We start from the raw sequence: 26,890 nt of genomic DNA on the forward strand, positions 1-26,890 counted from the left end.
GGAGGGCTGACAGCCGCTCCGCCAGAGCCGAGCCCGGTGGCGCCAACGAGGCGATCACCGTGGCCTCCCCGCCGTCCGAGACCGCGAGCTCCATCGTCTCCAGCTCGATACGGCCGAGCCGGGGGTGCAGGATCGGACGGCGCCGGGGGCGGGCGGGCGCCACGGCCATGATCTGCCACAGCCTGCGGAAGTCCGCGCTGGTCTCGTCCAGCCGGCGTATCAGGGCGCGCGTGGCCGGTTCGGTGACGCGGTCGCCGAGCCGGTCGCGGAACTGGCCAAGGATGGCGGCCGCCTCCGTCTCCCACTCCGGGGAGAGAGCCCTGACCTGCGGATCCATGAAGGTCAGCCACAGCAGGTTGCGGTTGCTGCTCGGCAGGCTCCCCAGGTCCCCGCACAGCATCTCGTAGCCCCGGTTCCAGGCGATGACGTCGAGACGCCGGTTGGTGAGCACCGCCGGGTTGGGGTCGAGCTGCGCCAGCAGGATCCGGTGCGGCGCCCCGCACTCGCTCGCCCGCGCGGTGTCGCGGGCCGGCGGTACGTGGCCCGCGAGCCGGAACAGATGGGCCCGCTCCGCCGGGTCCAGCCCGAGGACTCCGCTCAGCCGCGCAAGCACGCTACGCGACACACCGATCTTCCGCGCCTGCTCCAGCCAGGTGTACCAAGTCGCGCTGATGCCCGCGAGGGTGGCGACCTCCTCCCGGCGCAGGCCCGGTGTGCGGCGCCGGCCCAGGGTGCTGATGCCTACGTCCGCCGGCTGCCGCCGGGCTCGCCGGTTGCGCAGGAACTCGGCCAGCTCGACGCGGGCCGGGCCGGTCGTCCGTGCCATGTCCACGGGGCTCACCCGGCCAGGGCGCGGGCCGATTCCGGCAGGTTGACCAGCGCCGCCCTGAACGGGGCCGGCTCGACACCCAGTTCGTTCCTGAACCGCGTGGCGTGGAACTCGTAGTGCCGACGGGCCTGGACCGTGTTGCCCTGCAACAGGTACGCCTGGATGACCCGTTGGCAGGAACTCTCCCGCAGCGGGTCCGTGCCCAGCGCCGCCAGCGCGTTCTGCAGACCGAGTCCGAAACTGCCGCGCGCCAGCAGCCGACCGGCCAGCGCGTCCAGCGCGTCGAGCCGGAGCTGGCGCAGCCGCTCACGCTCGACCACGATCCATTCGTCGTGCCAGTCCGGCAGGAGCTCGCTGTGTCGCAGCAGCAGAGAGCCGTCCGCGGGAACGTACGTGTCGCATTCCAGAACCGCACGTGCCACCTCGACGAACTCGTCGACGTCGGCCGCGGCCCGGTCGGTCAGGGACAGCAGCGCCCGGCGGGCATCGATGAGGCCGGGCAGCTCCCGCTGGATTCGCCACACCCCACTGCGCAGACTGCCGAGGGCTCGTTCCTGGGTGGCATCGGGCCACAGTTCCCCGGCGACCCGGTGTCGCGCCGTAGGTCCGTACAACGCCAGGTAGGCGGCGACCCGCCACACGCTGCCGGGCGTCGGGGACGGTACGAGCGAGCCGGCTCCGAAACCGTCCAGGAGCCTCACCATCACCGCGCCCGTCCGGTTCTGCCCGGTTATTCGTTCGCGAGCGATTGACTGCATCAGACTGCGTGCCACGCTGGATCCCCCGTATGCGGTGGTTGGAAGCCGTCTGCCCGGCTGGATACTTGCCGCGTCAACAGTCGCAACAAGGTCCAGCGGCTTGTCCCAGCACCGCCAGAGTCCGTCCAGCGTCTCGGTGAAATTCGCCTGCCGCGCCGCCGGTCAGGGCCGTACGCCGTCCGCCCCACCCGTGCGTATGCGCCCGAGCGCGGCCCGCAGCGCCGCGACGACCAGCGCGCATGCCCCCATCCCGGCGCCTACCAGGCACGTGGCGCCCCAGCTGCCACCCTGCCCCCAGACGGATGCGGCCACGGCCGAGCCCAGCGTGCCGCCCACGAAGTACATGACCATGTAGGTCGTCGTGATGCGGCTGCGCATAGCCGGGTTGCCCGCGTAGATCACGCTCTGATTGGTGATGTGGGCGACCTGGATGCCCATGTCGAGGACGACCGTCCCGACGATCAGCAGGGCGAGCGACCCCGGCCAGGCGCCCAGCACCAGGAAGGTCACCGCCACGGTGGCGAAGGCCGCGAGGGTGGTCGGCGTCTGAAGCCCTCGGTCCGCGAGCCGCCCGGCGGCCGAGGCGCCCGCCACCCCGGCGCCGCCCAGCAGCGCGAAGAGTCCGATCTCAGCCGGCCCGAACGAGAACGGACGCGCCTGAAGATGCAGCGGCAGGACGGCCCAGAAGGCACTGAAGGCGCCGAAGCCGAGCGCCCCGTAGAGGCAGCGCTCGCCGACACCGGGCGTGCGCAGCAGAATCCGCGGCAGGGAGCCGAGCAGGCGCAGATAGCCCTCGCCCTGCGCGTCTTGGGGCTGACGCGGCGTGGGAACCGTCGCCACTCCGCTCGGCAACACCCAGTTCAGGGCGACGATGCACAGGGCCATGAGCACGGCGGAGGTCCCGTACACGAAGCGCCAGGAGGCGAGTTGGGCGAGAGCGCCGGCCACCGTGCGGCACAGCAGTGTGCCGAGGATGAGGCCGGTCATGATGGTGCCCACCACCCGGCCGCGCGCCGCGTCGTCCGCGAGGTCCGCGCCCCACGGGACCAGCACCATCGCCGTCACGCTGCACAGCCCGAGCAGCACGAAGAGCACCGGGTATGCGGCTGCGGGCGCCCAGGGGACGGCCACGCACACCAGGCACGCGGCAGCCAGCAGCAGCGTGCACAGCCTGCGCCGGTCCACCCGGTCGCCCAGGGGCACGACGAACAGCAGACCCAGGGTGTATCCCCCCTGGGTCAGCGACAGCAGATGGGCAAAGTCCTGCGACGGACGGTGGTGGGACGCCGCGATCTCGGGAAGCAGGACGATGACGTAGTAGAGGTTCGACACGCACAGGCCCGCCACCACCGCGAACACACGCACGGTGCGGCTGTTGTGGCGCAGCGGTGCGGGGCCGGATCCGGCGCTTTCGGGCCGGTGCTGCGAGAGTTGGCTCATGACGACCGATGTTGCCGCCGCGGCGCGGCGGCAACCAGAAAGAGTTGGTACTGGTGCAACCGCTACCAGTGAGCGTCTCTCGTTGTGAGGCCGGCGGCCGTGAACGGATCCGGCGGCACCCGGGTCACCCCGCGGACGGCTCGAGGATGGACTGGCGCAGCGCCATGACCTCCGGGGAGGGGTCGAGGCCGAGTTCCTCGTTCAGGCGGCACCGCAGCACATGGTAGATACGCAGGGCTTCCGCCCGCTGCCCGCTTTGGTGGAGCGCGCGCATCAAGAGCGCGTGAAAGTTCTCGTGGAAGGGGTTCGTCTCCACGATTTCGGACAGCGCGCCGATGACTTCGTGATGGCGCCCCATCCTGAGATTCAGCTCGTAGCACTGCTCGGTCACAGCAAGCCTCAGTTGCTCGATCCGACGCGCCTGAGCCTCTATTACGGAGCCATGCGGAACGTTTTCCAGGACCGATCCGTTGAACAGTTCCAGAGCCTTGTTTAAAAGCATGCCAGCCGCCTCGGCATCCCCTTCACCGAGCGCAGCACGCCCTTCCCGCACCCTTTCTTCGAAAGATGTGAGATCGAGTTCAGGAATTCCCACCTTGAGGGAGTAGCCGCCTGACTCCGTCACGAGCACGTCATTCATGATCCGACTGACGGGTTCTCCGGAAACCCTCGCGAGGAAGCGTCTGATCTGGGCTATGTAGGCCTGCAGCGTGGCTCCGGAGGTCTTCGGCTGAGCGTCCCCCCACAGTTCCCTGGAAAGCGAGGAGGTGGAAACGAACCTATTTGCCTGGAGCAGCAGAAGAGATATTGTCTGTTGCTGCTTCGGTGCCCTGGGAACATGCCATCCATTACCTGCGGACGAAATACCCAAAGACCCCAGAACGCGGAATTCCATGTCGACTCCCCCACGGACATGACTCCAGCGGACCGCGCCATTGCAGCCGCACTACACTCCTCATCTTTGCGCCCTACATATAAACAACAGGTTTCAACCGTGCCAAATGATCTTAAACCTTACCGCCTGGCGCCGTCGACCGCACACGCGAACCCGCCTCTCCGCATACCGGACAGTAAGCAGTCCGACTTTCAGAGAAATTCGACCAACAAATCCTCGGTAACCTGTCGGAGTTCCTGGCGGATCGCTTTCTTGTACGTCTTCGAATGCGCCCGCTTGGAACGCGTTCCGTCGAAATAGTGACCGGTCGACTCACCGCCCCGGCCGATGGCGAGGTTGAGTACCGGTTCCACTCCGGCGGCCGCAGACGTCCACGGGGCAATGCCCGCCTCGCGCACCTGATACGTGTCCATGAAGTTGGCCGGATGCACGCAGTTGACGTGCACATCGGTCGCCTGCAGCTCGTCGGCCAGGTCGAAGGTGAATGCGGCGAGGGAGAACTTGCTGCGGAAATACGCGTCGGCGCCGTCGTAGCGCCGCTCCATGTGGATGTCGTCGAAGTCGGGCGGCGCCTGCCCCACCGATCCGACATTGACCACCCGCGCGGGCGCACCCGCAATGAGCTGCGGCAGAAGCAGACGCGTCAGCAAGACCGGAGCGAGATAGTTCACAGCGAACCGCAACTCATAGCCGTCGGTGCTCAGTTCCCGCTTCTTGTGCGGCGGCGGGCCACCGCCCACTCCGGCGTTGTTGACCAGAATCGTCAGTTCGGGATGGTCCGCGCTCACCCGTTGAGCGAGTGTGCGCACCTGCGCCAGATCGGCCAGATCGGCCAGATAGGTCTCCGCCTGACCGCCTGCGGCCCGCACTTCGGCACCGACCGCTTCCAGACGCGCCACATCGCGGCCGTGTGCCAGGACACGAATCCCGCGCGAGGCCAGGGCCAAGGCCACCTCCCTGCCCAGTCCGGCTGTCGCACCGGTAACCAGTGCGACCCTCTCGTTTCCAACCATCTCGGCCACCTCCAAGGACGCCACCACAACTGCCTCACGCGGTCCATCGCGCTGGGATGGTGTGCCTTCCACTCTGGCCGAAACCGGCTCCCCGAGCGAGGTCGATCCCTGGTGCTCTTTGCACCAGTGTCGTCCCCAACCCCCATTCCTCCCATGGTGGTAGCGATGCCACCAGTACCCCACCTCTCTGTACGCCGCCCACCCGCTGTGAATAGCTGGGGTGTTGGGCAGAGACGGCCCTCCGAGCAGTCAGAGACGAGGTCAGGGGACACCATGGAAGGCACTCACGTCGTCGTCATCGGCGGCACCTCGGGAATCGGCCTCGCCATAGCCCGCGGCGCGCTCCGTGAAGGCGCGCAAGTGACGATCGGAGCGCGAGGAGCGGTCCGTCTGTCCAAGACCGCCGCCGAACTCGGGCCCGCTGCATCGACTGGAATCCTCGATGTCACAGATGAGTCATCCGTGCGAAATTTCTTCGAAAACAAGGAAGGCATCGACTACTTGGCGCTCTGTCCCGGCACCCAGCCCATGGGTTCCATCTACGACATCAAAGCGGACGACGTCTTGCGCTGCCTCTCCACCAAACTCGTCGGCCAACTCCTGTGTGTCCGCCACGCCGCCCCCAGAATGAACCGCCACGGCGCGATCGTGCTCCTCGCCGGCTCAAGCGGATTCAGGCCTGTCATGGGCATGAGTGTCAGCGGTGCGGCCAACGCGGGCGTAGCCGCCGCGGGCCGCACCCTGGCCCTGGAACTCGCCCCGATCAGGGTCAACGTCCTCGTCCCCGGCATGATCGCCACCCCGGGAAGCTTTCACGTCCCCCACCATGGCCGTAGCGCGCTGCATGACTCCGCCGCTTGCCTCACTCCCTTGGGCCGCATCGGAAGCCCGGAAGACGTTGCCACGGAGGTGCTTCACCTGTTCCGCAGCCCCTACACCACTGGGCTCGTGCACTTCGTCGATGGCGGCGCCCTCCTGTAAACGCCCCAGGCAGTTGGGCTGTTCGGGGCGGGTCACCGGACGTGCCGCGATCATCGGGGCCAGCTGATCACGGGTCTCTCGCCAGGCTTGATTGCTGAACTCGTCGGTGAGATTCATCGGCTGTGGGCATGAACGGCGTCAGGCCGCACCGGCGGTCGGGACCGACGCCATGGACATCGAGCGAGACGTCGGCCGTCTGGACGAGGCCGCCGAAGGCGAGGGATTGTCGGCGGCGAATACTCCACCAAGGTCCCACTGAGCGCAGGCCTGACCGAATGCGTCTGCACCGCTGCAGGCCGCTCGCACGGACCGCTGTTGGCATTCCCCGGACCACAAGTCCAGGGGATCCATGAGGAGAGAGTTGGAGAAAGACACCTCCCCGATCCCCCGTCAGGTCGATGACACCGCCGAGGCCAGCCCCGCTCTTGTCGTCCGACATCTACAACCTCTGCGCGCCAGCAGGTTCCGCTTGGCCGAGTGCAGCGTCTCGGCACCCGCCGCGCTTCTGGTGTACAGATGCGCTCCCCTGGCGCACGCCGGTCAGCAGCGGCAGCTGACCAGGCCTAAGCCGCCTGGGAAAACACCAGCTCAGGGCATACCTGCACACTCTTTTCCGGAGACCGCCCATAACCGTAAACCTCTGACCCACGCAGCGCGATGCAGAGACCGCACATGCCCGATTGACCCGAATTCCAAGGTCAACCAAAAACAAGAAACCCCAGGTCAGAGGACATAACCTGGGGTTCACCATGGAGCCGCCTTCGGGATTCGAACCCGAGACCTACGCATTACGAGACCATGAGCGTTCATGTTGCGTAGTGCCCCGCCGTGCCGCCCAGTGACGTTTTTCCTGATCAGAGCACGTACAGCAGGTTGACCCGTGCCAAGCCGTGATGCACCGTCCAAAGGCGTCTGTCCACCGGCTGTCCACCGGCGGGGCAGTCGGATGAGGTCAGCGAGGGCACCGCATGGCTGCATGCATAGCCCCTGACGAGGCCAGACAGGCACATGAGAGCGCTTGGCGGACCACGACAAAAGCGCCTTCCTCGCTGCCGGCCGGATGACGGCCAGCGCCCAGCAGGGCAGCCCATGTGCGGTCGGCGCTCCCTGGCCGTGTCGCACGCAGCACGGGGGGGGCAGCGCCGGTGTGCAGTACGACCAGCCATGACGCCTGCATATCGCCTGCACATCCGGTCGATTCGGATGGGCAGGCCGGCCTATTCCATCCATGCGACGACCTGGCGGCGGTCGGCCGCGCCCGCGTCCGTCGGGCCCGACACGTCGTCCGTTCCGCCGGCGCGCGACCACACGATGCGGGGCCAGCCGACCAGACATAACGCGGGCCCTGATCATCTTCGGTCGGAGCCCGCGGCATGCCCTGGTCCCGGCGGGCCGATTCCGAACAGAAGTCTCTGTGAGCCGCAGCGGCCGTTGGCAAGCGCCCGCCGTTCGGCCTGCTAGGCGGCGTGCGCGTGGTGCCGACATGACAGTGGTCTTGCAGTACCGCCGCACCTGGGGTGCCCCGTACTACAGCCTCAGATCTTGTGACTGCTGATCGGTGCTGATCGTTGTCCGGTCATGCTGATGGATGTGAGTGCAGAGCACGTTGAGGGTTGGGCGGAGGAACTGGCTGTTCTGACAGGCGAGTTGGGGCATCTGTTCGCCCGGCCGGAGCCGCGGGAGGTTTTCGCCGATCTCATCGAGGGGCTGCTGTCGGACCTGGGCCGAAAGAACGGCTGGACGATGGCCGGTCGGGCCGGGCATGCCACCCCGCACCGGATCCAGAAGTTCCTTGGCGAGGCGTCCTGGAGCGCGGACACGCTGCTGGCCGAAGTGCAGGCTTACGTGGCACGGGAGTTGGGAGACCAGGACGCGACGCTGGCGCTGGACGACACCCAGGTGATCAAGAAGGGGGACAAGTCCGTCGGGGTCGCCCACCAGCACTGCGGGACGACCGGCGACGTCCGCAACTGCCAGGTCATGGTGATGCTCATCTACGCCGCAGCGAGCGGCCACACCTTCTACGACCGGCGCCGGTACCTGCCGGAGTCCTGGACGAAGGATCGTGAGCGGTGCCGGGCGGCCGGGGTGCCCGACGAGTTCGCCTTCGCCACCAAGCCGCGGCTGGGCATCGCTATGCTGGCCGGTGCGGCGGCCGACGCGCTGCCGATTTCCTGGGTGGCCGCGGACGCGGACTACGGCAAGGACCCCGCCCCCAGGTCCTGGCTGCACGATCAGCAGATCCGTTATGTGCTCGCGGTGCCGGTCACCCTGCCGGTTCAGGGCCCGCCGGGCAAGCCGCGCCTGCTGAAGGGCGCGGCGGCAGGTGATCTGCTGCACTACGCCACGGTGCGCGGGCAGTGGGAGCGCCGCAGCCAGGGCGAGGGCTCCAAGGGGCAGCGCAGTTACGACTGGGCCTGGTTCGATGTCACCCTGCCCGGACAGATGCCGGCCGACGGCTTCGCCCACTGGCTGCTGATCCGCCGCAGCACCGACAAGAAGCAACTGGCCCGCGGCCGCGTGGACTTCGAGTACGCGTACTTCCTCGTCCACGCCCCCTCCACCGACCCGGTCACCGAGGCGATCGTGAAGGCCGGAGTCCGCTGGAGATCGAGGAGAACAACGAGCTTGCCAAGCAGATCACCGGGCTCGGCCAGTACCAGGTCCGCCGCTGGATCTCATGGCACCGGCACGTGACCTGCGCGATGCTCGCCCTGGCCTCCCTGACCGTCCAGCGCGCCCGCCATCCCGACCCGGAACCAGAACCCGTGGACGAGCCCACCGGGCAGCCCACCGGCCCGGACCCGGCAGACGAGGGAAAAGCGCAGGAGACGGCGGGAAGGAGCACCTCCCGCTGATCCGGCTGACCATCCCGGCCCTCGACTGTCTTCTCGCGGCCACCGCCCTGACCGCCCACCACAGCGACGACTACCACCTCAAGCAGCATCACTGGCGAGCCCTGCACCAGACCCGGGCCACCGTCAGCCACTACAAACGGCGCGGCGACCCTTTGCCCGCCCGCCTCCGCCCCTGGCGACAACCCGAGCAGAACCGATCACAACATCAAGATCTGAGGCTGTAGTACCCGCCTGGAACCGGAGGTACCCACACACGCTGTGCCAGTCCGGCGCCGGTCTGTTCCAAACGCACCCACGCCCGGAACTCATGCATGACCTGACCCCAGCTCAGCTCGGGTACGTCCGGCGGGGTCGTGGGCGAGGCAGCCACGGCCTGGCGGTAGGCCGCGAAGCCCGCCTCTCGCCGATGCCCTGGCCTGACTGTCCACCACGCCGCTGACCTGGCACAAGAACATCCGTAATGTCGCCATCGACATGTCGGCCACCTACCGCGCCGCGATCCGCACCGGCCTGCCCGAGGTGGTCGACGTCGTCCAGCTCGGCGAAACCTGCAGTGCCATGCTCTCCGAGCAACCGGACCAGACCGGGATCAACGTGATCGGCGGGAGGGCTGCCGCACGCCACGCTGCGGGCCAGCTCCAAGGACATACGCATCGTCACCGACACCGCGCGCCATCGGTGCCGCCCTCGATGCCGTTGCTGCGCAGCTCATGTCGTCGGCCGTGGCCCGTGGAGAGACGGCTCTCGGCCACTTCGCCCTGCTTCGCGGCGTCGGACTGCTCAGCGCCTACGACCACGAGTAGACGAGGCCCTCATACCACGCTTGCAGGATGGGAGGAAGCACCGTGCGCCCGCCCGCATACCCGACACCCGACGCGCACTGCCCTGACCCCTCACGGCGGTTCTGGCCGCACGCGTGACGAGAGATCTTCCATGACTGAAACAGGACGACCAGCATGTGACGTACGACACATTAATCACCGAGCCTGCAAGCGCTTTCTAGACAATCGGCAATCGGAGGTTTCGGCCGTCGCGAAGCCCAGCGGAGGCAAGCAATGTACCGATCCGGCCACAGATGCCAGCAGTCCCAAGGGATGTGGACGCTTCGCGGGTTGCGACTCGCGGAGTCATGACCCACCGGACGACCCATCGGACCACACCCGACCGCACCCATCGCTGGCCAATTTCAGTCACCTTGTGCCGCCTCAGACATCCCTGAGCGTCGCCGATACGAGGTTGACGCTGCGCACTGCTTCGGAGACAGTAATTCGCGATCACCGGCTCACGCAGCCCGAGTTCACCTTTGCCATCGACTCGTTCAACCAATGGCAAAGGAAATGCTAAAAGATGCTTGAGCGACGACACCCTGTCGCCTGCTGTCGGTGACTCGATATGGGCGCCGTGTGCGAACCACACGGAGCGCAGGGGGAGAACCACCTCACCTCCCCCCTTGCGGGCCCCGGCCACTGTATTCAGAAATCGAACGGTAAGTCATGGCCTGCAGTTCCATCCTGTGTGTGGCAATAACACACAGGATGGAATCGGGCGCCCGAAATGCCGAGGAAATTCCGCAGGGTTTTCCTGCACTGCCCCTGTCCAGTGGACTGCGGTCCCGCCACTGCAGCCCGCTCTGCCCGGCGCAGACTTAAATTCGCAACATCTTACGTTTCCCGGGATTAACAGCGCGAATTGAGGGAAAATGAAAAATAACGCCATCGTGGTTGCCTCGATCGACGGGTTGGCAACACTCGAGTGTGGTATTGCCAGCATCGTCCACTGGTTCTTCGAAGAGTTTGACGACATCCGCGCACAGTCACCGACCCTCCAGACGTCCGACTGGTCGCTGTATGCGCTGAGCCCGGAGCTCGACGTGTCCTCGTCGGACTACTCCGAGACCGTCCATGGCATTGTTTCCTCGGTTTGCAAGAAGTACGGCGGCAGCTTCGAGTGGTTTCCCGTCGCGGACAGCTCCAGTCTCCGCTCCGTATGGTCTCTGGACAAACCGCGTCGCTGGGACGAGATGTGCCAGTCGCTGGCTGCTTCGGTACGACAGCTGTGCGCACGCCACGAACGCGTCACAGTACTCGTCCACGGTGTCATGCTGACAGCCCTTCGAAGCTATCTACTCGACATCGACAACGTGCAGGTGGTGTTCATTGCACACAGCCTCGGCCGCGTTTTCTCGGACAAGGCGTCGGACAACAGGACCCAGTTCGAGGACCGGGCTTTCGCGGACATGGCCCGGTTCCCGCAGGATCGCATCGGCTATATCGGTCCTTACTTCAAGGACATCCTCACGCAGAGCTACGACAGGACCGAGAGTCAGCTCGCTCCCTTTGTGAACGGGATACCCAAGAACTCTTTCCGTTTCCCCGCCGACACGGAATCGGCGGACCGAAAGAGTTATCTGGCATCTCAAGGCATCCCCTTGGAAAAGCAACTCATCTTCTCATGGGGAAGATGTACGGGACAAAAGGGGTTCGATGCACTCATCCCGGCGTACCGGGAGTTCCTAAAGCGCGCACCTGACACTTGGCATCTCGTTCTGCTGATGCCGCAGGAGGTCTCGCCGACCGAATACGTGGCACTCCTCGACAGGCAACTCACGGAACTGCCCGCCTCATCATACACCGTTATACGCCACTTCGATGCGAAGCTCCCCTATTATCTACTGCGCGAGGAGGCGTTGAAAATTGTCGCGTTCGCCTCACGCTTCGAGGGTGCGCCTCTGAGCGTTCTGGAAACCCTTCAGTTCGGCCACAGTGACCTCAAGATCGTTTGGCACGACATCCCCTCGATCTCCCAGTTCATGGGCGGTCTACAGCAGTCATTCCCGCTCGAATCCCTGGAGACGCGTTACGTGCTAGACACCTTGCTGCGCGCCAGCCGAGCGGACGTGACCTTCAGTACGCGGGGAGAGTATTCCTACAGCGGCAACACCGCGATCGGACTCGAATCCGTACTGGCTTGGTGGAAATAACATCTGGACGCAGCCGGCATTCATGCCAGTAGCCGCCGTTTCGGCAGAGTTGGGACCGCCCCTCGGACGGACCTAACTCTGCGGTGTCCGAGGAAACTGATCGACGGCTACTCCTGTTGTCGAACTTCCTTCAAGATTGGCTGTGCAGAGTGCGTACGAAGAACGCTATTGCGGTCGCATCCATCGACGGACTGGCGACGCTGGAAAGCGGAATCGCCAGTGTCGTTCATTGGTTTTTCGAAGAGTTCAACGACATCCGTGCGCAAACGCCGGCGCTTCAGAGGAGCGACTGGACGTTGTATGCGTTGAGTCCACAGATCGACGTGTCGTCGCCAGACTTCTCGCCGACCGTCCACGGAATCGTTTCGTCGGTGTGCAAGACGTATGGCGGCAGCTTCGAATGGTTCCCTGTCGCAGACAGCTCAAGCCTTCGAGCGGTTTGGTCTCTGGATCAGCCGCACCGGTGGGAAGAGATGTGTCAAGCCCTCGCAGCTTCTGTTCGTCAACTGTGCGCACGGCATGATCAGGTCACCGTCCTGGTCCACGGGATCATGTTGACGGCTCTGCGGAGCTACCTGCCTGACGTGGACAACGTTCAGGTGGTCTTCGTCGCTCACAGCCTCGGACGGGTCTTCGAAGACAAGGCTTCCGATCACCGCACACGGTTTGAGGATCGAGCCTTCGCGGACATGGCTCGGTTCCCCCAGGACCGCATCGGCTATATCGGCTCGTACTTCCAAGGGATTCTCACGGAGAGATACGGTCGCACCGCTGAGCAACTCGTCCCGCTCATCAACGGGATACCCAGGAATTCATTCCGGTTTCCCCCCGATACCACCTCGACTGAGCGAAAGGACTACCTGTCCCGTCACGGAATTCCGATGGAAAAGAATCTCATCTTTTCATGGGGGCGCTGTACGGGCCAGAAAGGATTTGACACTCTCATCCCGGCCTACCGGAAACTGTTGCATGACATCTCGAATGACTGGCATCTCGTCCTGCTGATGCCCCAGGAGGTCTCGCCGCCCGAATACGTGGCACTGTTGGACGATCAGCTGGAAGAACTTCCCGTCGGCTCGTACACCGCCATCCGCAACTTCGACGGTACGCTGCCCTACTATCTGCTGCGCGAACAGGTGCTGAAGGTCGTTGTATTCGCCTCCCGCTTCGAAGGAGCGCCCTTGAGCGTTCTGGAGGCGCTCCAGTTCGGTCATCCGAACCTCACGTTCGTCTGGCACGACATCCCCTCCATCAGCCAATTCCTGGGAAATCTGCAAGAGTCCTTCCCATTCCCATCCCTGGAACCCCGGCACATCGCAGACGCGCTCTTGCGTGCCACCCGCGCGGATCAGGTCAACGGTGAGCGGGTGTGCGACGGATTCAGCACCAATACCTCGGCCGGCCTCCAGAGCGTTCTGGAATGGTGGGAATGAAGCAGGAGGCACGTATTTCAGTGACGTCCAGCCATGCGGTCGATTCCTCGCGGGAAATACGCACAATCCGCGCGGCCTATTTGCTCACGAGCTTCCCGCTCACGTCGTGGTACAGCCAGGTTGACGCGGTCCAGAGCCGACTGGGGGTGGATGACGGACGCTGGGGCCTGCTGCTCCTGGTTGCTCCGCTCGTCACGCTCTGCAGTATGCGGGTGTATGTAAGTCTCGTCCCGAGACACCTGGCGCACATCATGTTGAACGGCGCACTGGTCGGCATAGCCGTCGACGTCTTCTTCATCGGCCGGAGCCGGTCGCAATTTGCCCTGGTGGTATGCCTAGTCGCGCTCGGCCTGCTCAACGGCGTCTGCCAGGTCGAGTCGAACAGTCGAGCGCACGCCGTGGAAGTGCTGTCCGGTCGACAGATCTTCACCTCCTGTCACGGGTACTTCTCCATCGGGGTCCTAGCCGCTGGGCTCACCGCGTTCGGTACCGCTCAACTGCACATGTCCTTCGTGGCGCACTTTTCCCTGGTCCTGATCGTCGGGATGGCGGGGGTATGGATGTTCCGCGTGCGGCCGCTGCCGCCGGCCTCCGAGGTGCAGGTCGGTTCCTCGTCGGAAACCCTCACAGCTGCGGCCACTCCCCGATCACCGCGTCTGCCGCTGGTGGCGCTGATGGTTCTGGCCTTCGTTCTGCTTGGCATCGAATCGTCGGTCAACACCTGGCACGCCAAGTTCGTCGAAACCGGACTTCACTTGCCCGGCTACGGGGGAGCCGCCTACGCCGCCTACGCAGCGGGGGGCCTCGTCGTGCGCTTCAGCGGTGACGCCATCCGCAGAAGGGCCGGTGCTCTGACGCTGTTCACAGTTGTCGGACCACTCTCCGTCTGCTGCCTGCTCTGGGCGCTGCTCGACGCCAACGCGGTCAGCGCGCTCCTCGCCTTCCTGACTCTCGGTATCGCGCTGGGCATCGCCTATCCCGATGTCCTCAAGCTGGGCGCCGAGTTGAGCACCGATAAAGCGGCCGAGCGTGTCTCTAAGATCATTACAGCCGGGACACTCGGCGTGCTCCTTTCGAATCCGTTCATGGGCGCAGTGAGTGAATGGCTTTCGGTTGAAGCCGGCTTCGAGTTGCTTGCCGTGCTCCTGCTTGTCACGGCCGCCACGTTGGCCGTGCTGCGAGTGCATAGGAAATTCGAAGGCTGATGTGTAAGAACGCAGCACGGCGTTGGATCGTGCCGCGTTCGAGAACACTACCGCCCATTTTTCGCGTTCATCACCCTTTCTCCATCATCGTCATGTCCTTGACCGTCGGTTGATGCGGCCCGTGCGGGCGGCGCATACGACACCTCCGCAGAGGCGTTCGTGTGCGACGCCTGCAGCCCGGTACCACGTCTTTGGTGCCGATGCTGTGGAACGCAGTACCGAAACAAGCGACGGCCCTGAGTGACCAGTTCCGGCGTCGCAACCGGTCACTCAGGGGCCTGGGGTTGTCTGCTGTGCGGCGCCCTGGCCGAACGTGGCGTCCGTACCCACGAGCGCGTTCGGCATGCGGTCGGCGCCGACCTGAACGACTGACTGCCCTCAGATCTCTGTACTGCCTCGGTGGGCTCGCCGCGTCGCTGTGACGCGCTCCTTCAGAGTCCAACTTCCTTGTCCTGAACGGGAATTCGGTGCCGGTTCGCGCCCCGGTCCCACCCCTGGCCACACATCGCAGTCCCCATGGAGGGCCGTGTGAACAACATGATCGAGGAGTTCAGCGACACCACATCACCACTGGAACCGGTTGCCGTCGTCGGTATGGGCTGCCGATTCGCCGGCGGTGTTGATTCACCCGAGTCGTTCTGGCGCCTTCTGACCAGCGGACAGGACGCGATCAGCGAGGTACCACCGGAGCGATGGGCTGCCTACGCAGACGCTTCGCCGCGGAACGCCGCGGCCCTGCGCCGTGTCACCCGCCATGGTGGTTTCCTGGATGCCATCGAGGGATTCGATGCCGAATTCTTCGGCATCACCCCACGTGAGGCCGAGTTGATGGATCCGCAGCAGCGGGTTGTGCTGGAAGTCTCCTGGGAGGCACTCGAGCACGCCGGCATCCCCCCTCACACACTCGCCGGCAGCGACACCGGGGTCTTCATCGGTGTCGGTTCCGACGACTACGGCCGGCGGATGCTGGAAGACCTCCCGGGTATCGAGGCATGGACCGGCATCGGCGCGGCATTCTGCGCGGTCGCCAACCGGGTCTCGTACACACTCGATCTACGCGGGGCAAGCATGGCCGTCGACACTGCCTGCTCGGCCTCCCTCGTCGCCTTTCACCTCGCTCTTCAGGCGCTGCGCGCGGGCGAGTGCCCCATCGCGCTCGCGGGCGGCGTCAACATCATCGCGGGACCGGGCCTGACGATGGTCCTCGATGCCGCCGGAGCTATCTCGCCCGACGGGCGCAGCAAGTCCTTCGATGCGGCCGCCGACGGATACGGCCGGGGCGAAGGCGCGGGAGTGGTGGTGCTCAAGCGGCTGTCGGACGCCCAGCGCGACGGCGACCGGATCCTTGCCGTCATCAGAGGCAGCGCGGTCCACCAGGACGGCCGCACCGACGGCATCATGGCTCCGAGCGCCGAGGCCCAGGCGTACCTTCTGCGTCAGGCATACCGCAACGCGGGCGTGGCCCCGCACACCGTCGACTACGTCGAGGCGCACGGCACCGGCACGAGGGCGGGCGATCCCATCGAAGCGACGGCGATGGCCGAGGTTTTCGGTGCCGGACGTCCCGCAGACATGCCGTGCCTGATCGGTTCGGTGAAGCCGAACATCGGCCATTTGGAGGCAGGCGCCGGTGTCGCCGGTGTGATCAAGACCGTGCTGGCCCTCCACCACGCGCACATACCGCCGCAGGCGAACTTCGAAGAGCCCAATCCGGCCATCCCCTGGGATCGGGCACGGCTGCGTGTCGTCGCCGAGGCGGTGCCCTGGCCAGCCAGTGACCACCCTCGCCGGGCAGGCGTCTCCGGCTACGGATATGGCGGCACCATCGGCCACATCGTCCTGGAACAGGCGCCAGGGACCGCCGGGCCGGAAGCTGCCGAGTCGACGCCGGACAGCGATGCGGTCAACCTGTTTCCGATCTTCGCCGCCACCGAGGCGGGCGCCCGCGCCAACGCGGCCGCGCTCGCCGAGTGGCTGGTGGCCGATGGTGCGAACACACCCCTCGACGACATATCCCGAACTCTCGCCGTGCACCGCAGCCCGGCACCGGTCAGGGCCGTGGTGCGGGCAGACAACTCCGACCAGCTCGTCACGCGCCTGCGGGCCTTCGCCGAGGGCGAAGCGGTTGACGGCACCGAGTCGGGGACGGCACTGCCCACCGCCGAACGGGGCGCGGTATGGGTGTTCTCCGGGCACGGCTCGCAGTGGACTGGCATGGGACGAGAACTGCTAGGTGTCGAACCGGCGTTCACGAAAGTCCTGGACGAGATCGAGCCAGTCTTTCTGGACGAGATGCGATTCTCGCCCAGACAGGTCCTGGTCGACGGCGCTCTGCACGACGTGGACCGCATCCAGCCGATGATCTTCGCGATGCAAGTCGGGCTGGCTTCCGTATGGGGCGAGCGCGGGCTGGCACCGGCGGCCGTCATCGGTCACTCCGTAGGCGAGATCGCGGCGGCAGTCGTGTCCGGCATGCTCGGGCTGAGCGACGGCGCACGCCTGGTTTGCCGTCGCTCCGCGCTGCTGCGCCGTGTTGCGGGCAAGGGCGCGATGGCCATGGTCGACCTTCCCTTCAACGAGGTGGTGGACAGGCTCGTCGACCGCGTCGATGCGGCGGCCGCCATTTCGTCTTCTCCGACGTCGACCGTCGTTGCCGGCGACAACCATGCGATCGAGGCCCTGGCCGCACAGTGGGAGAGCGAGTCGTTGGTCGTGCGTCGAGTGGCGTCCGACGTTGCCTTCCACAGCGTTCATATGGACCCGTTGCTCCAGGAACTGTGCGAGGCCGCGGAGGGGCTCGCGATATCCGAGCCCCGACTGCCCGTCTACAACACCTCGCTGGACGATCCCCGGAGCACCGTCCCTCGCGACGGCGCCTACTGGTCCGGAAACCTCCGTAACCCGGTTCGCTTCACCCAGGCCGTGACCGCGGCTGTCGAGGACGGCTTCCGGGCCTTCGTCGAGGTTTCCGCCCATCCCGTGGTGGCCCATTCCATCAGGGAAACGCTGGACGAACTGGGCATCGAGGATGCCGTCGTCGCCCACACGTTGCGCCGCAACAGGCCCGAACGGGACACCCTGCTCGCCAATCTGGCGGCCCTGCACTGCCACGGTGTCCCCATCGACTGGGCTGCGTCCACCCGTGGCCGCCTCGCAGACCTGCCGCACACCGCCTGGCAGCACCGGCGCTTCTGGTACGAGCGAGCCGGCGGATCCACCGGCGGCGGCACCCAGCACGACATCGACAGCCACACCCTGCTCGGTGGTCAGATCGCCGTCAACGGCATCACCCCCGCCCGGCTGTGGCAGACCTATCTGGACGCTTCCTGCCGCCCGTACCCGGGCGACCACCCGGTACAGGGAGTCGAAATCATCCCGGCAGCGGTGCTGCTGAACACCTTCTTCACGGCCGCGGCCGAGGGCGGAGACGTTCCCGGACTGGCGGATGTGACGCTGCGTGTGCCGGTGGCGGTCAGCACGCCGCGCGAGGTCCAGGTTGTTCGGCAGGAGGGCACGGTGCGTCTGGCGTCCCGGATTCTGACGCCGGGCGCCGCCGACGCGGATGACGCGGACGCCTCGTGGCTGACGCACACCACAGCCGTGGTCTCACCCGGCATGGCGGTGGGCGAGCAGACCTTGGATGTCCGAGCACTGCGGGACCGACTCGTGGAGGTCCTCGAGAACGATTTCGTCATCGACCGGCTCGCGGGCGTGGGAGTGGCCGCCATGGGCTTCCCATGGGAGGTCCGGGAACTGCGGCGCGCCGACGGAGAACTCTTCGGAATCGTGTCGGCGCGGCCCCATGCCGGGCCGCCCGGCTCCTGGGCCTCCGTGCTCGATGCCGCCCTCTCCGCCGCCTCGGTGGTCTTCCCCGGCGAGCCCGTTCTCCGGATGCCCGCGCACATCCGCGAAGCCGCCGTCCTGGGCAGCTGTCCGGCGGAGGTACTGCTGCATGTGAAAACGGTCGACGACGCCACCGCGGCCGACAGTGTCGATGTCACCATCGCCGCCCCGGACGGACGGGCACTGGCCCGGCTGAGCGGGCTACGTTACTGCATGCTGGACAGCGACCTCGGGGTCACGGCCAGTCCGCGCCGTCTCGTCAGCGAATTGGCCTGGCGCCCCATGCACATAGCGGACGACCAGCCGCGCGACCGTAAACCGGTGACATCGGCCGTCATCGTGGGTGACCGCGTAACGGGCCCGCTGCTCGGCGAGGCCCTTTCCGGTGCCGGTCTGCCGTGGACCGTGCTGGACTCACCCGAGGAGTTGGCCGACCTGCGTGAGACGCTCACCTCCGGCACGGCTGTGCTCGTGGTGCCGGAGCGGGCTGGCGGCGACGGGACGATAAGCGGCGCCGCGGTCGACGCGACCTGGCTGCTCACGCGTACGCTCAAGTTGCTCGCGGCTTCGGGGGCCGCCGTACAACCGCGCCTGTGGTGCATCACCCGCGGTGTGCGGGAGTCCCTCGGGGCCGCTTCCCTGGGAGATGCCCCGTTGTGGGGTCTGGGCCGGGTCATCGGCGGTGAGCATCCCGAACTGTGGGGCGGCATCGTCGACTTGCCCGAGGTGCCTGAACCGAAGACGCTGACGGCACTGATCGAGGTCATACGGGCCCAGCCGACCGAAGATCTCGTCGCTCTGCGTGGAACCCACGCAGAGGTTGCTCGACTCGCGCCGATCGATCGGGAGCCGACGCGTGCTTCGCTGGAGTGCCGCCCCGACGCCACTTACCTGATCACAGGTGGGCTTGGCGCCCTCGGTCTCGAAGTAGCTGCCTGGCTGGCGGGACGCGGTGCCCGCCGACTGGTCTTGGCCGGTCGCCGCAGGCTGCCGCCGCGTACGGCGTGGGATGGGCAGACCGACCCCGGAATCCGCCGGCAGATCGAGGCGGTGCGAGCCCTGGAGGGGCTCGGTGTCACCGTCCGGATCGTGGCGGTCGACATCGCGGACGCCGAGGCAGTGGCAGCGGCGCTGTCTCCGCAAGCCCTCGACCTCCCTCCGATCGGTGGGGTGGTCCATGCCGCCGGCGTCTTGGACAACCGCATGGCTGTGACCCTCGACGAGCAGTCACTGGTCCAGGTGATGCGGCCGAAGGTGGCGGGAGCGCTGGTACTGCATGAACTGTTCGCACCCGGCAGCCTGGACTTCTTCACGTTGTTCTCCTCCTGCGGCCAGTTGCTCGGCCTCACCGGCCAAGCCGGCTACGCGTCCGGAAACGCGTTCCTGGACGCACTGGCCACCCACCGCAGAGCACTCGGCGACAACATCGTCAGCTTCGCCTGGACCTCGTGGCGCGGGTTGGGCATGTCCACATCGTCGCAGGTCATTGACGCGGAGCTTGAGGCTCGCGGCACCACGGACATCTCCGCCGAGGAGGCGTTCCGCAGTTGGGAGTTCGCCTCTCGCTACGACTCGCCCTACTTCGCCGTCCTGCGCACCGTTGGACCGGCGCCCTCGGCGGCCCGTCCCCTGCTCCTTGCCGAGCTGGTCTCGGAGAGCGGTGAGCCCGCCGACGAGCAAACGACGGAAGGGGGATGGACGTTGCCGGCGCCGGAGAAACTGCACGACGTGCTCGTGGACAAGGTGCGGGGTCTAGTCGCGGCCGAGACGAAGTGCGCGCCGCTGGCCTGTGACGTACGGCGCCCGCTGCGGGAGATGGGCCTGGATTCGGTGATGACCCTGGTCATCAGGCGCCGACTGGAGAAACTCTTCGGTCTCTCCCTGCCGGCCACCCTGTTGTGGGACCGACCCACGGTGACCGATATCGCCGACTATCTCGCACAGCGTCTCTCGCACTGACCGCATCGCCGATTCCGGCGGAAGATCCGTGGGCGGCGCGTCACGGCGGGATTTCGACGGAATCCTCGCATGCATTCCGGCAACTGGTACCCGCAATTGGCCCAGGACGAACTGAGCGACCGGAGGCCGGAGTTCAGTGACCGTCGGCGGCTGCGGGTTCAGGTACCGCCAGGAGTCATGAAAGTCAAGGAGAGGACTACCACACCGTATGTCTGTTACGGCTCTGTCCCCGTCGGCTCGTCAGCGCGGAGCGGACGAGGTGCCGACTCCACCGGATCACAACGGGCAGGTGACGCTGAGCGTTTCCGCCGGTGAACTGTCCCGTTGCCGTTTCCTGGTCTCGCCGCTACTGGAGGTGCTGGCGGCGGGTGCGGTCTTGTGCGGGCAGCATGCAGCCTCCAGCGGGTGGCGCCGCCGCAATCCGCTGCTCGAAAAACGGCTTGCGCCCAAACTCCCCCAGGCCGTGGTGCAGCACCGGATCCGGCTGGTGGCAGAAGAACTACTCCATATGAGAACCGCCCGAAGCCAGCGGGACGCCGACTTCTCGGCCCTGGGGCCACTGGAGGAATCAGCGCGCGAGTTCTTCGAAGACTGTCTCCACCACGACTGGCCAAGGATCCGGACGGCCCTTGAGTCCGACGTCGCACAGCGCGCCCACAGCCTGGCTGCGCGCGGCGTCCGTCAAGTCGTCGACAGCCTGCCCGGCCTGACCCTTCGTGAAGTCCCCAGGGATTCTGGTCGCAACGAACGCGGGCTGATCCTGGTGCCCTCCGTCTTCCAGAAGACGCGTGCGATCCTCACGAACGAATGGGGATCGGTGGTCACCTACGCAGTACCCGGACAGCAACGGCTCTGGGACGACCCCGAAGCAGCTGTCCCTGCCCAGCTGGCCACATTGCTCGGCCGTGGTCGCGCGGCAGCGCTTCTCAACATAGGTATCGGCTGTGGGACCAACGAACTGGCAGCTCGGCTCGCCGTCAGTCCGGGTACCGCCTCAGTGCATGTGACCGCTCTACGAAATGGTGGCCTGGTTGCCACACATCGCGTCGGCAAAGCGGTCATGCATGTCCTGACACCCGTCGGCTCGGCCCTCATCGCTGCGCAAATCAGCGTAGACCCAATTGAGTTGCCGGGACATTTTGATGGGAAGCCAAATAGATAGCTCGCCAGCAACGGAGTCCCTAAAGTAGCGCCTGGAAGGTCATCAAGCCTTCAACCTACACCAACGCCTTTGCCGCTACGGCCATCAAAGGGCTGGCCCGTCAAATCCGCGCTACCTCGCTGGAGAAGCCATGACCGCCGCATCCGCCACCACCAGCTGGACGATTACGCCGGAATTCACGTTCACCGACGCCGAGCGCACAGCTTTGGAAGAAGCCCTCGGTACAGTCATCGCCAACCCGTACCGCCTGTACGACGCGCACCTGTTCCAGATCAACGCGCTCATCGCAAGCGGCGCGGTACCACAGCGATTCCGGAACTACATCGAGTCACTCCCCACGCGCGACCGCACTGCCGAGCCCGTAGTCGTCCTGAAGAACGTACCGTACGACCGAGACGTGCCCATATTCGACTTCGACCAGCCGGTTCGCTCCAAGTACGAGCTGAAGACCACATTTCTTGCCGAGGGTTTCCTCGCACTGTTCGCCCAGCTCGCCGGCACCCCTGCCATCGGCTACGTCAACGTCAATGACGGCGACGTGTACCAGGACATCTACCCGCAGCGTCGACTGCAGTCCAGCCAGTCGCAGAAGGCCCTGAACCAGATCCATTTCCACAAAGACCTGGCCAACCACTTCGTCCGCCCGGACCAGGTCTACATGGTGGGTATGCGCAGTAACCCGGCGAACGAGGTGTACACCTCGTTCGTCAGGAACATCGACGTCATCTCCTCCTTCACCGAGTCAGAACTCGAACTGCTGCGCAGCCGTGAGTTCTACACCCCGTTCGACGACCTGAGTACGATGGGCGGCGGCCGAGTCGAGCTCGGCGAGGCGGATCGGCATCCGATCATCGGCGGCGAGGACGACCTGCGCTATTTCGAGAATCGCACGGTCGGTGTCTCCGATGCAGCGAAGGCCATCGTCCCCAAGGTCACGGAGACCCTGCATGCGCTCAAGCAGCGGGTCTTCATCGAGCCCGGTGACTTCGTCGTCACCTACAACAACCACACGGTGCACGCGAAGGAAGTCATCAACGTCGGCGACCCGGACGCGTTGAAGACGCGCTGGATCATCAAGACAGTCAACGTGGACGACGTTTCTCCACATCGCCGGCACCTGGTTCCCGGGACCGAGCACCTCATCAACGGCTAACCCAGGTCGTGTCGCGTCGGGCCCTGGGGCCCGACGCAGTCCCCTTGCTCTCGGTGAATCGTTCATAGGAGGCTGGTTTTGGACGGAACGAAGAATCCCGAGCACGTCGTTATTGTCGGCGGTAGCTCCGGTATGGGATTTGCCCTTGCCGAAAGGCTTCTCGCGACCGGGAATTCGGTCACGATTGTCGGACGTTCTCCCGAGAGGATCAAGGAGGCCCGGGTAAAACTCGGAGACCCCTCAAAACTGTACGCGATCGCCGCGGACTCAACACGCGAGGACGACGTGGAGCGGTTGTTCGGCACGGTCGGTGAAATAAACCACATCGTGTCCACCGCTGCCGACCTGACCGGCGCCTACTCTGCAATCTCGACGATGGATATCGCGCATGCGCGTCGCATTATCGACTCAAAGGTCGTAGCGCCGCTTCTGTTGGCCAAGCACGGCCATTCACACATCGTCGACGGCGGTTCGATCTCTTTTACTTCCGGGATCGCGGCGTACCGTCCTTCACCTACCGGGTCGGTTGTAGCCGCCGTCAACGGGGCAATCGAGTCCCTCGTCTACGCCCTCGCGCTCGAACTCGCTCCCATACGTGTGAACGCCGTTTCTCCAGGATGGGTCGACACGCCTTTCTGGGATGCGGCGGCCGGCGAGAAGAAGGCCGCCACCCTTGACGCCATGGCCAAGCGCCTGCCGGTCGGAAAGGTGGGAAAGGCAGCAGATCTGGCACAGGCCTTTGAATCGATCATGCGTAACAGCTTCATCTCCGGAACCGTGGTGCACGTGGACGGTGGTCATCGCTTGATCTGATTTCCAACGCGCCCTCCTAGAGAATGGGTGATCGGTCGTGGGGACCCTTCAAGGAAGAGATGTCGACGTGATGATTGTGGGAGCGGGTCCGACTGGTCTCGCTACCGCGATCGAACTTGGGAGCCGGAACCTCCGGTGCCTTGTCGTTGACCGAGATGACAGAGCCGGGTACTCGCCACGCGCGAAGATCGTGAACGTCCGCACACGCGAGCACCTCCGGCGCTGGGGGATCGCGGATGAATTGAAGCACAGCTCGCCACTTGAGCCTGACCACCCATCCACCGCCGTCTTTGTCACGAGGATGAACGGTCACCTTCTGGCTCGCTTCAACAATGCGATGAACGGCGACTGTGTGCGCAACAACCTCTACTCCGAAGAAGCGCAATGGGTCCCACAATACGTGCTGGAAGACGTATTGCGCAGGCACGTGCGGTCACTTCCGGGGATAGAAGTTGCGCTTTCTCATGAACTCACCGGTGCCAGCCAGAACGACGAGGGCGTCACGGCACGGATACAGAACTGCGAAACAAGGGAAGACAGCGAGATCCACTGTCGATTTCTGGTCGGCGCCGATGGGGCCGGTAGTCGCACGCGTGAAATCATCGGCGCGACGATGATGGGGCAGCAGTCTCTGTCGCAAAACTGCACCATCGTCTTTCGTGCGCCGGAGCTGGCGGACCGGCATCTCCATGGCCGCGCAATCATGTATTGGATGGTGAACGAGGACACGCCCGGTCTGCTCGGCCCCATGAGCAGTGACGGGTTGTGGTTCTTCACGGCGACAAGGTTGCCCCACGGCAGTCTCGCGGGAGTCGACCTAGTCGATCTGATCCGTCGTACGACCGGCATCCATGAGCTGGACATCGAGATCGTGGGCGCTGATCCGTGGGATGCCCGCAGCCTCGTCGCTGATCGTTACTCGGCGGGACGGGTGTTCCTTGCCGGCGACGCATGCCATCTCAATCCCCCGCACGGCGGATTCGGTATGAACATGGGAATCGGCGATGCGGTCGACCTGGGATGGAAGATTGCGGCCACCCTGCAAGGTTGGGGTGGTATGGAGTTGCTCACCACCTATGAAATCGAACGCCGAGTGGTTCATGAAAGAACGATCGACGAGGCAGTCACCTATCACAACACATTTGGCAATCGACTCCTCCGTCCAGGCATGGAGGACGCCGGACCGATAGGCGAGACGACGAGACAGGAGGTGGGAGACCTGATTGAATCCACGAAAATCTTCGACTTCAAGACACTCGGAATCGTGCTGGGTTCACACTACAGGCACTCGCCCATTGTCGTACCGGATGGCAGTGAACCACCTGCCGAAAGCACCATCACTTACACGCCCTCGGCACATCCCGGGTGCCTGGCTCCGCATCTGTGGCTGGCAGACGGGTCCTCGCTGTACGACCATTTCGGATCAGGCTTCAGCTTCCTGGTGACGTCAGGCCGGCGAGAAGCTGCTGAACCGATACTGGCTGTGGCTCGAGAAAACGGTCTTCCGCTGAAGTTGGTCGCTCCCGACGACGGTCGCCTGGCGGAGCGCTACGAGGCGCGATACGTCCTGATCCGCCCGGATCAACACGTCGCTTGGCGCGGCCATGAAATGCCCGACGACCTCAACGGGTTGCTGGAGCGCGTCTGTGGCGGATTTTCGCCCGCCGTCTTGGATGCGCCTTCCTCGGCTCCTCTGCAGCCTCTCACCTCGTAACAGCTTCCGCATGGAGTGTGCAGATGTTTCGAAGCGCTATGTCGCATATTTCACTGAAGGCTCCCGACCCCGAGTCGGCTGCCGCCTTCTATGAAGATTTCCTCGGAATGGTCCGGGAAGCTCCGGACACCCCGTCGACCATCGGTGCGATACGCCTTGGTTTTGGGCGCGGTCATCACGTCGTGGAAATCGTTCAGGGCGAAGTCGGCCTCGATCACTTCGCCTTCGAGATAGGCGACGAAAGTGAGATGTTGGCGCTGAAAAGTCGGTTGCAGGCGAATGGTGTCGATTTCCTGCCGTGCCACGCCGAGCGAGCCGCCTCGGATTCCTTCGCCATTGCAGATCCCGATGGCAATCGAGTGGAGTTCCACGGCTTGATCGATCGCAGCGGCGAGAAGTCCGACCGCCTATGCCCCGACCGCATTCAGCACCTTGCTCTCGCCACGCCGGATGCTTCGCGCCTCACCCGGTTCTACACCGAGGTGCTCGGGTTCCGCATATCCGACAAAATGGGCGAGGGTGCTGGCTTCTGGATTCGCTCCAGCCAGGAGCATCACTCCTTGGCGATCTTCCAGCGGGAACACGGAAAGGGGCTCGATCATTATTCATTCGACATCGCCGGATGGGAGGATTTCAAAGTCTGGTGCGACCACTTCTCCCGCAAGGGTGTACCTGTGGCATGGGGACCCGGCAGGCATGGCATCGGAGACAATCTTTTCATTATGTTCCATGATGCCGTCGGATATCTGATCGAATTCTCGGCGGAGATGGAACTCTTTGGGGACGGTATCGCGAAAGAACGGGAGCGTTGGGACGATTACGGCAGGGCGGCAAGCCTGTGGGGTCCTGTACCGGAATTCCGTAATCGTCAGGTAGAAGTCGTCGGTGATCCCTTGTCCGACGGCTGACCTCCGCACGCCGGCGAGGCTCGGCGGGCAGACGATGGTCGTGTCCCTCGTCGTGGTGTTGGGGATCAACTGGAGGGCGTGTTCGGGGTGTTGGGTAGTGCGGGGGTGCTTTCGGGGAGTTCGCGGTAGATCTCGCCCATGCTGCCTTCGGGGAGGTAGCGGCGGGGAAAGGCGATCCATTCGTCGTGCATCTCGAAGAGCACGGCGGTGACCAGCCGGATGAGTGCGTCGTCGTTGGGGAAGACCTGGACGACGTCGATCCTGCGCTTGATCTCCCGGTTCACTCGCTCCAACGGGTTCGTGGACTGGATCTTCTTCCAGTGCCGGGGCGGGAAGTCCGCGAACGCGGTCAGATCCTCCTTCGCCTCCAACAGCATCGCTTTGACCTTGGGGAACTGGGCGCCGAGCATGTCGGCGACGGTGTCCAGCTGAGTGCGCACGAGGCCGGCGGTGGGCTGGGTGAAAATCGTGCGGATCGTCGCGGCGACCATTTCACCGGAATCCCGGTCGATCACGCTGAAGACGTTGCGCAGGAAATGAACCCTGCACCGCTGCCAGGCGGCGCCGAGCATCACCTTGCGGACCGCGGCGACCAGCCCGGCGTGCTGGTCGGTGACGACCAGGCGGACCCCGGACAGGCCGCGCTCTCGCAGCGAGCGCAGGAACTCCTTCCAGAACGCCTCGCTCTCGCTGTCTCCGACCATCAGGCCCAGGACCTCGCGGCCTCCGTCCTCGGTAATGCCGGTGGCGACTACGACGGCCCGCGAGACGATCTGGTGGTTCACGCGCGCCTTGCAGTAGGTCGCGTCCAGGTAGACGTAGAGGAAGCGGACGTGATCCAGCGGTCGGGTGCGGAACGCGGTCAGCGGCTCGTCCAGTGCCTGGCAGATCCGCGAGACCTCCGACTTCGAGATGCCGCTGTCCCCGCCGAGGGCTTTGACCAGGT

General features: G+C 65.1%; 17 protein-coding genes and 2 pseudogenes. 12 read left to right on the top strand and 7 right to left on the bottom strand.

Going from position 1 to position 26,890, the window contains the following annotated elements:
- Positions 1-13 precede the first annotated feature (13 nt).
- The 6 genes and pseudogenes from LJ657_RS36085 to LJ657_RS36105 all read right to left on the bottom strand — a co-directional run.
- Positions 14-826, bottom strand: a pseudogene (locus LJ657_RS36085) (helix-turn-helix transcriptional regulator); the annotation flags it as partial.
- An 11-nt stretch (positions 827-837) separates the two neighbouring features.
- Positions 838-1,587, bottom strand: a complete 750-nt coding sequence (locus LJ657_RS36090; RefSeq protein ID WP_232653135.1) for an AfsR/SARP family transcriptional regulator — start codon at positions 1,585-1,587, stop codon at positions 838-840.
- A 162-nt stretch (positions 1,588-1,749) separates the two neighbouring features.
- Positions 1,750-3,027 carry an MFS transporter gene (locus tag LJ657_RS36095; RefSeq protein WP_232653136.1) on the bottom strand — a complete coding sequence of 426 codons (1,278 nt, stop codon included), beginning with the start codon at positions 3,025-3,027 and terminating at the stop codon, positions 1,750-1,752.
- Positions 3,028-3,151: 124 nt separating this feature from the next.
- Positions 3,152-3,667 (bottom strand): AfsR/SARP family transcriptional regulator, encoded by a 516-nt coding sequence (locus LJ657_RS36100; protein WP_232653137.1) that lies wholly within the window; start codon positions 3,665-3,667, stop codon positions 3,152-3,154.
- 24 nt (positions 3,668-3,691) lie between these two features.
- Positions 3,692-3,922, bottom strand: a pseudogene (locus LJ657_RS49160) (AfsR/SARP family transcriptional regulator); the annotation flags it as partial.
- Between the two features lie 191 nt (positions 3,923-4,113).
- Positions 4,114-4,935 (bottom strand): SDR family NAD(P)-dependent oxidoreductase, encoded by an 822-nt coding sequence (locus LJ657_RS36105; protein WP_232653157.1) that lies wholly within the window; start codon positions 4,933-4,935, stop codon positions 4,114-4,116.
- A gap of 273 nt (positions 4,936-5,208) precedes the next feature.
- Here LJ657_RS36105 and LJ657_RS36110 point away from each other — a divergent pair, with 273 nt between their 5' ends.
- From LJ657_RS36110 to LJ657_RS36165, 12 genes are all read left to right on the top strand, one after another.
- A complete protein-coding gene (locus LJ657_RS36110) occupies positions 5,209-5,916 on the top strand; it encodes an SDR family oxidoreductase (RefSeq protein WP_232653138.1) in 708 nt (235 codons plus the stop codon).
- A gap of 1,590 nt (positions 5,917-7,506) precedes the next feature.
- Positions 7,507-8,613: an IS701 family transposase gene (locus tag LJ657_RS36115; RefSeq protein ID WP_232653139.1), complete on the top strand. Its 1,107-nt coding sequence runs from the start codon at positions 7,507-7,509 to the stop codon at positions 8,611-8,613.
- Entirely contained in the window at positions 8,610-8,774 is a 165-nt protein-coding gene (locus tag LJ657_RS36120; RefSeq protein WP_232653140.1) for a hypothetical protein, read from the top strand. Before LJ657_RS36115 ends, LJ657_RS36120 begins: the two co-directional genes overlap by 4 nt.
- Before the next feature lie 1,699 nt (positions 8,775-10,473).
- Positions 10,474-11,754, top strand: coding sequence for a glycosyltransferase family protein (locus LJ657_RS36125; protein ID WP_232653141.1), 1,281 nt, complete (start codon positions 10,474-10,476; stop codon positions 11,752-11,754).
- 149 nt (positions 11,755-11,903) lie between these two features.
- Positions 11,904-13,187 carry a glycosyltransferase gene (locus tag LJ657_RS48755; protein WP_232653142.1) on the top strand — a complete coding sequence of 428 codons (1,284 nt, stop codon included), beginning with the start codon at positions 11,904-11,906 and terminating at the stop codon, positions 13,185-13,187.
- On the top strand, positions 13,184-14,392 hold the full coding sequence (locus LJ657_RS36135) for an MFS transporter (RefSeq protein WP_232653143.1): 1,209 nt from the start codon (positions 13,184-13,186) through the stop codon (positions 14,390-14,392). The genes LJ657_RS48755 and LJ657_RS36135 overlap by 4 nt, the downstream gene beginning before the upstream one ends.
- 537 nt (positions 14,393-14,929) lie before the next feature.
- The gene (locus tag LJ657_RS36140) at positions 14,930-20,194 is read left to right on the top strand and encodes a type I polyketide synthase (RefSeq protein ID WP_232653158.1); all 5,265 of its coding nucleotides are present in this window, start codon (positions 14,930-14,932) and stop codon (positions 20,192-20,194) included.
- A gap of 289 nt (positions 20,195-20,483) precedes the next feature.
- Entirely contained in the window at positions 20,484-21,356 is an 873-nt protein-coding gene (locus tag LJ657_RS36145) for an ArsR/SmtB family transcription factor (protein ID WP_232653144.1), read from the top strand.
- A gap of 130 nt (positions 21,357-21,486) precedes the next feature.
- Complete coding sequence (locus tag LJ657_RS36150; protein WP_232653145.1) at positions 21,487-22,509, top strand: hypothetical protein; 1,023 nt, start codon at positions 21,487-21,489, stop codon at positions 22,507-22,509.
- 78 nt (positions 22,510-22,587) lie between these two features.
- Entirely contained in the window at positions 22,588-23,322 is a 735-nt protein-coding gene (locus LJ657_RS36155) for an SDR family oxidoreductase (protein ID WP_232653146.1), read from the top strand.
- A 70-nt stretch (positions 23,323-23,392) separates the two neighbouring features.
- Positions 23,393-25,036 carry an FAD-dependent monooxygenase gene (locus LJ657_RS36160; protein ID WP_232653159.1) on the top strand — a complete coding sequence of 548 codons (1,644 nt, stop codon included), beginning with the start codon at positions 23,393-23,395 and terminating at the stop codon, positions 25,034-25,036.
- A 23-nt stretch (positions 25,037-25,059) separates the two neighbouring features.
- Positions 25,060-25,944 (top strand): VOC family protein, encoded by an 885-nt coding sequence (locus LJ657_RS36165; RefSeq protein WP_232653147.1) that lies wholly within the window; start codon positions 25,060-25,062, stop codon positions 25,942-25,944.
- Positions 25,945-26,009: 65 nt separating this feature from the next.
- On the opposite strand, the gene LJ657_RS36170 is transcribed toward LJ657_RS36165, so the two are convergent.
- A partial coding sequence (locus LJ657_RS36170; protein WP_232653148.1) for an IS256 family transposase occupies positions 26,010-26,890 on the bottom strand: 881 nt, incomplete at its 5' end.

It is taken from the genome of Streptomyces guryensis (assembly GCF_021261325.1).
Lineage (GTDB): Bacteria > Actinomycetota > Actinomycetes > Streptomycetales > Streptomycetaceae > Streptomyces > Streptomyces guryensis.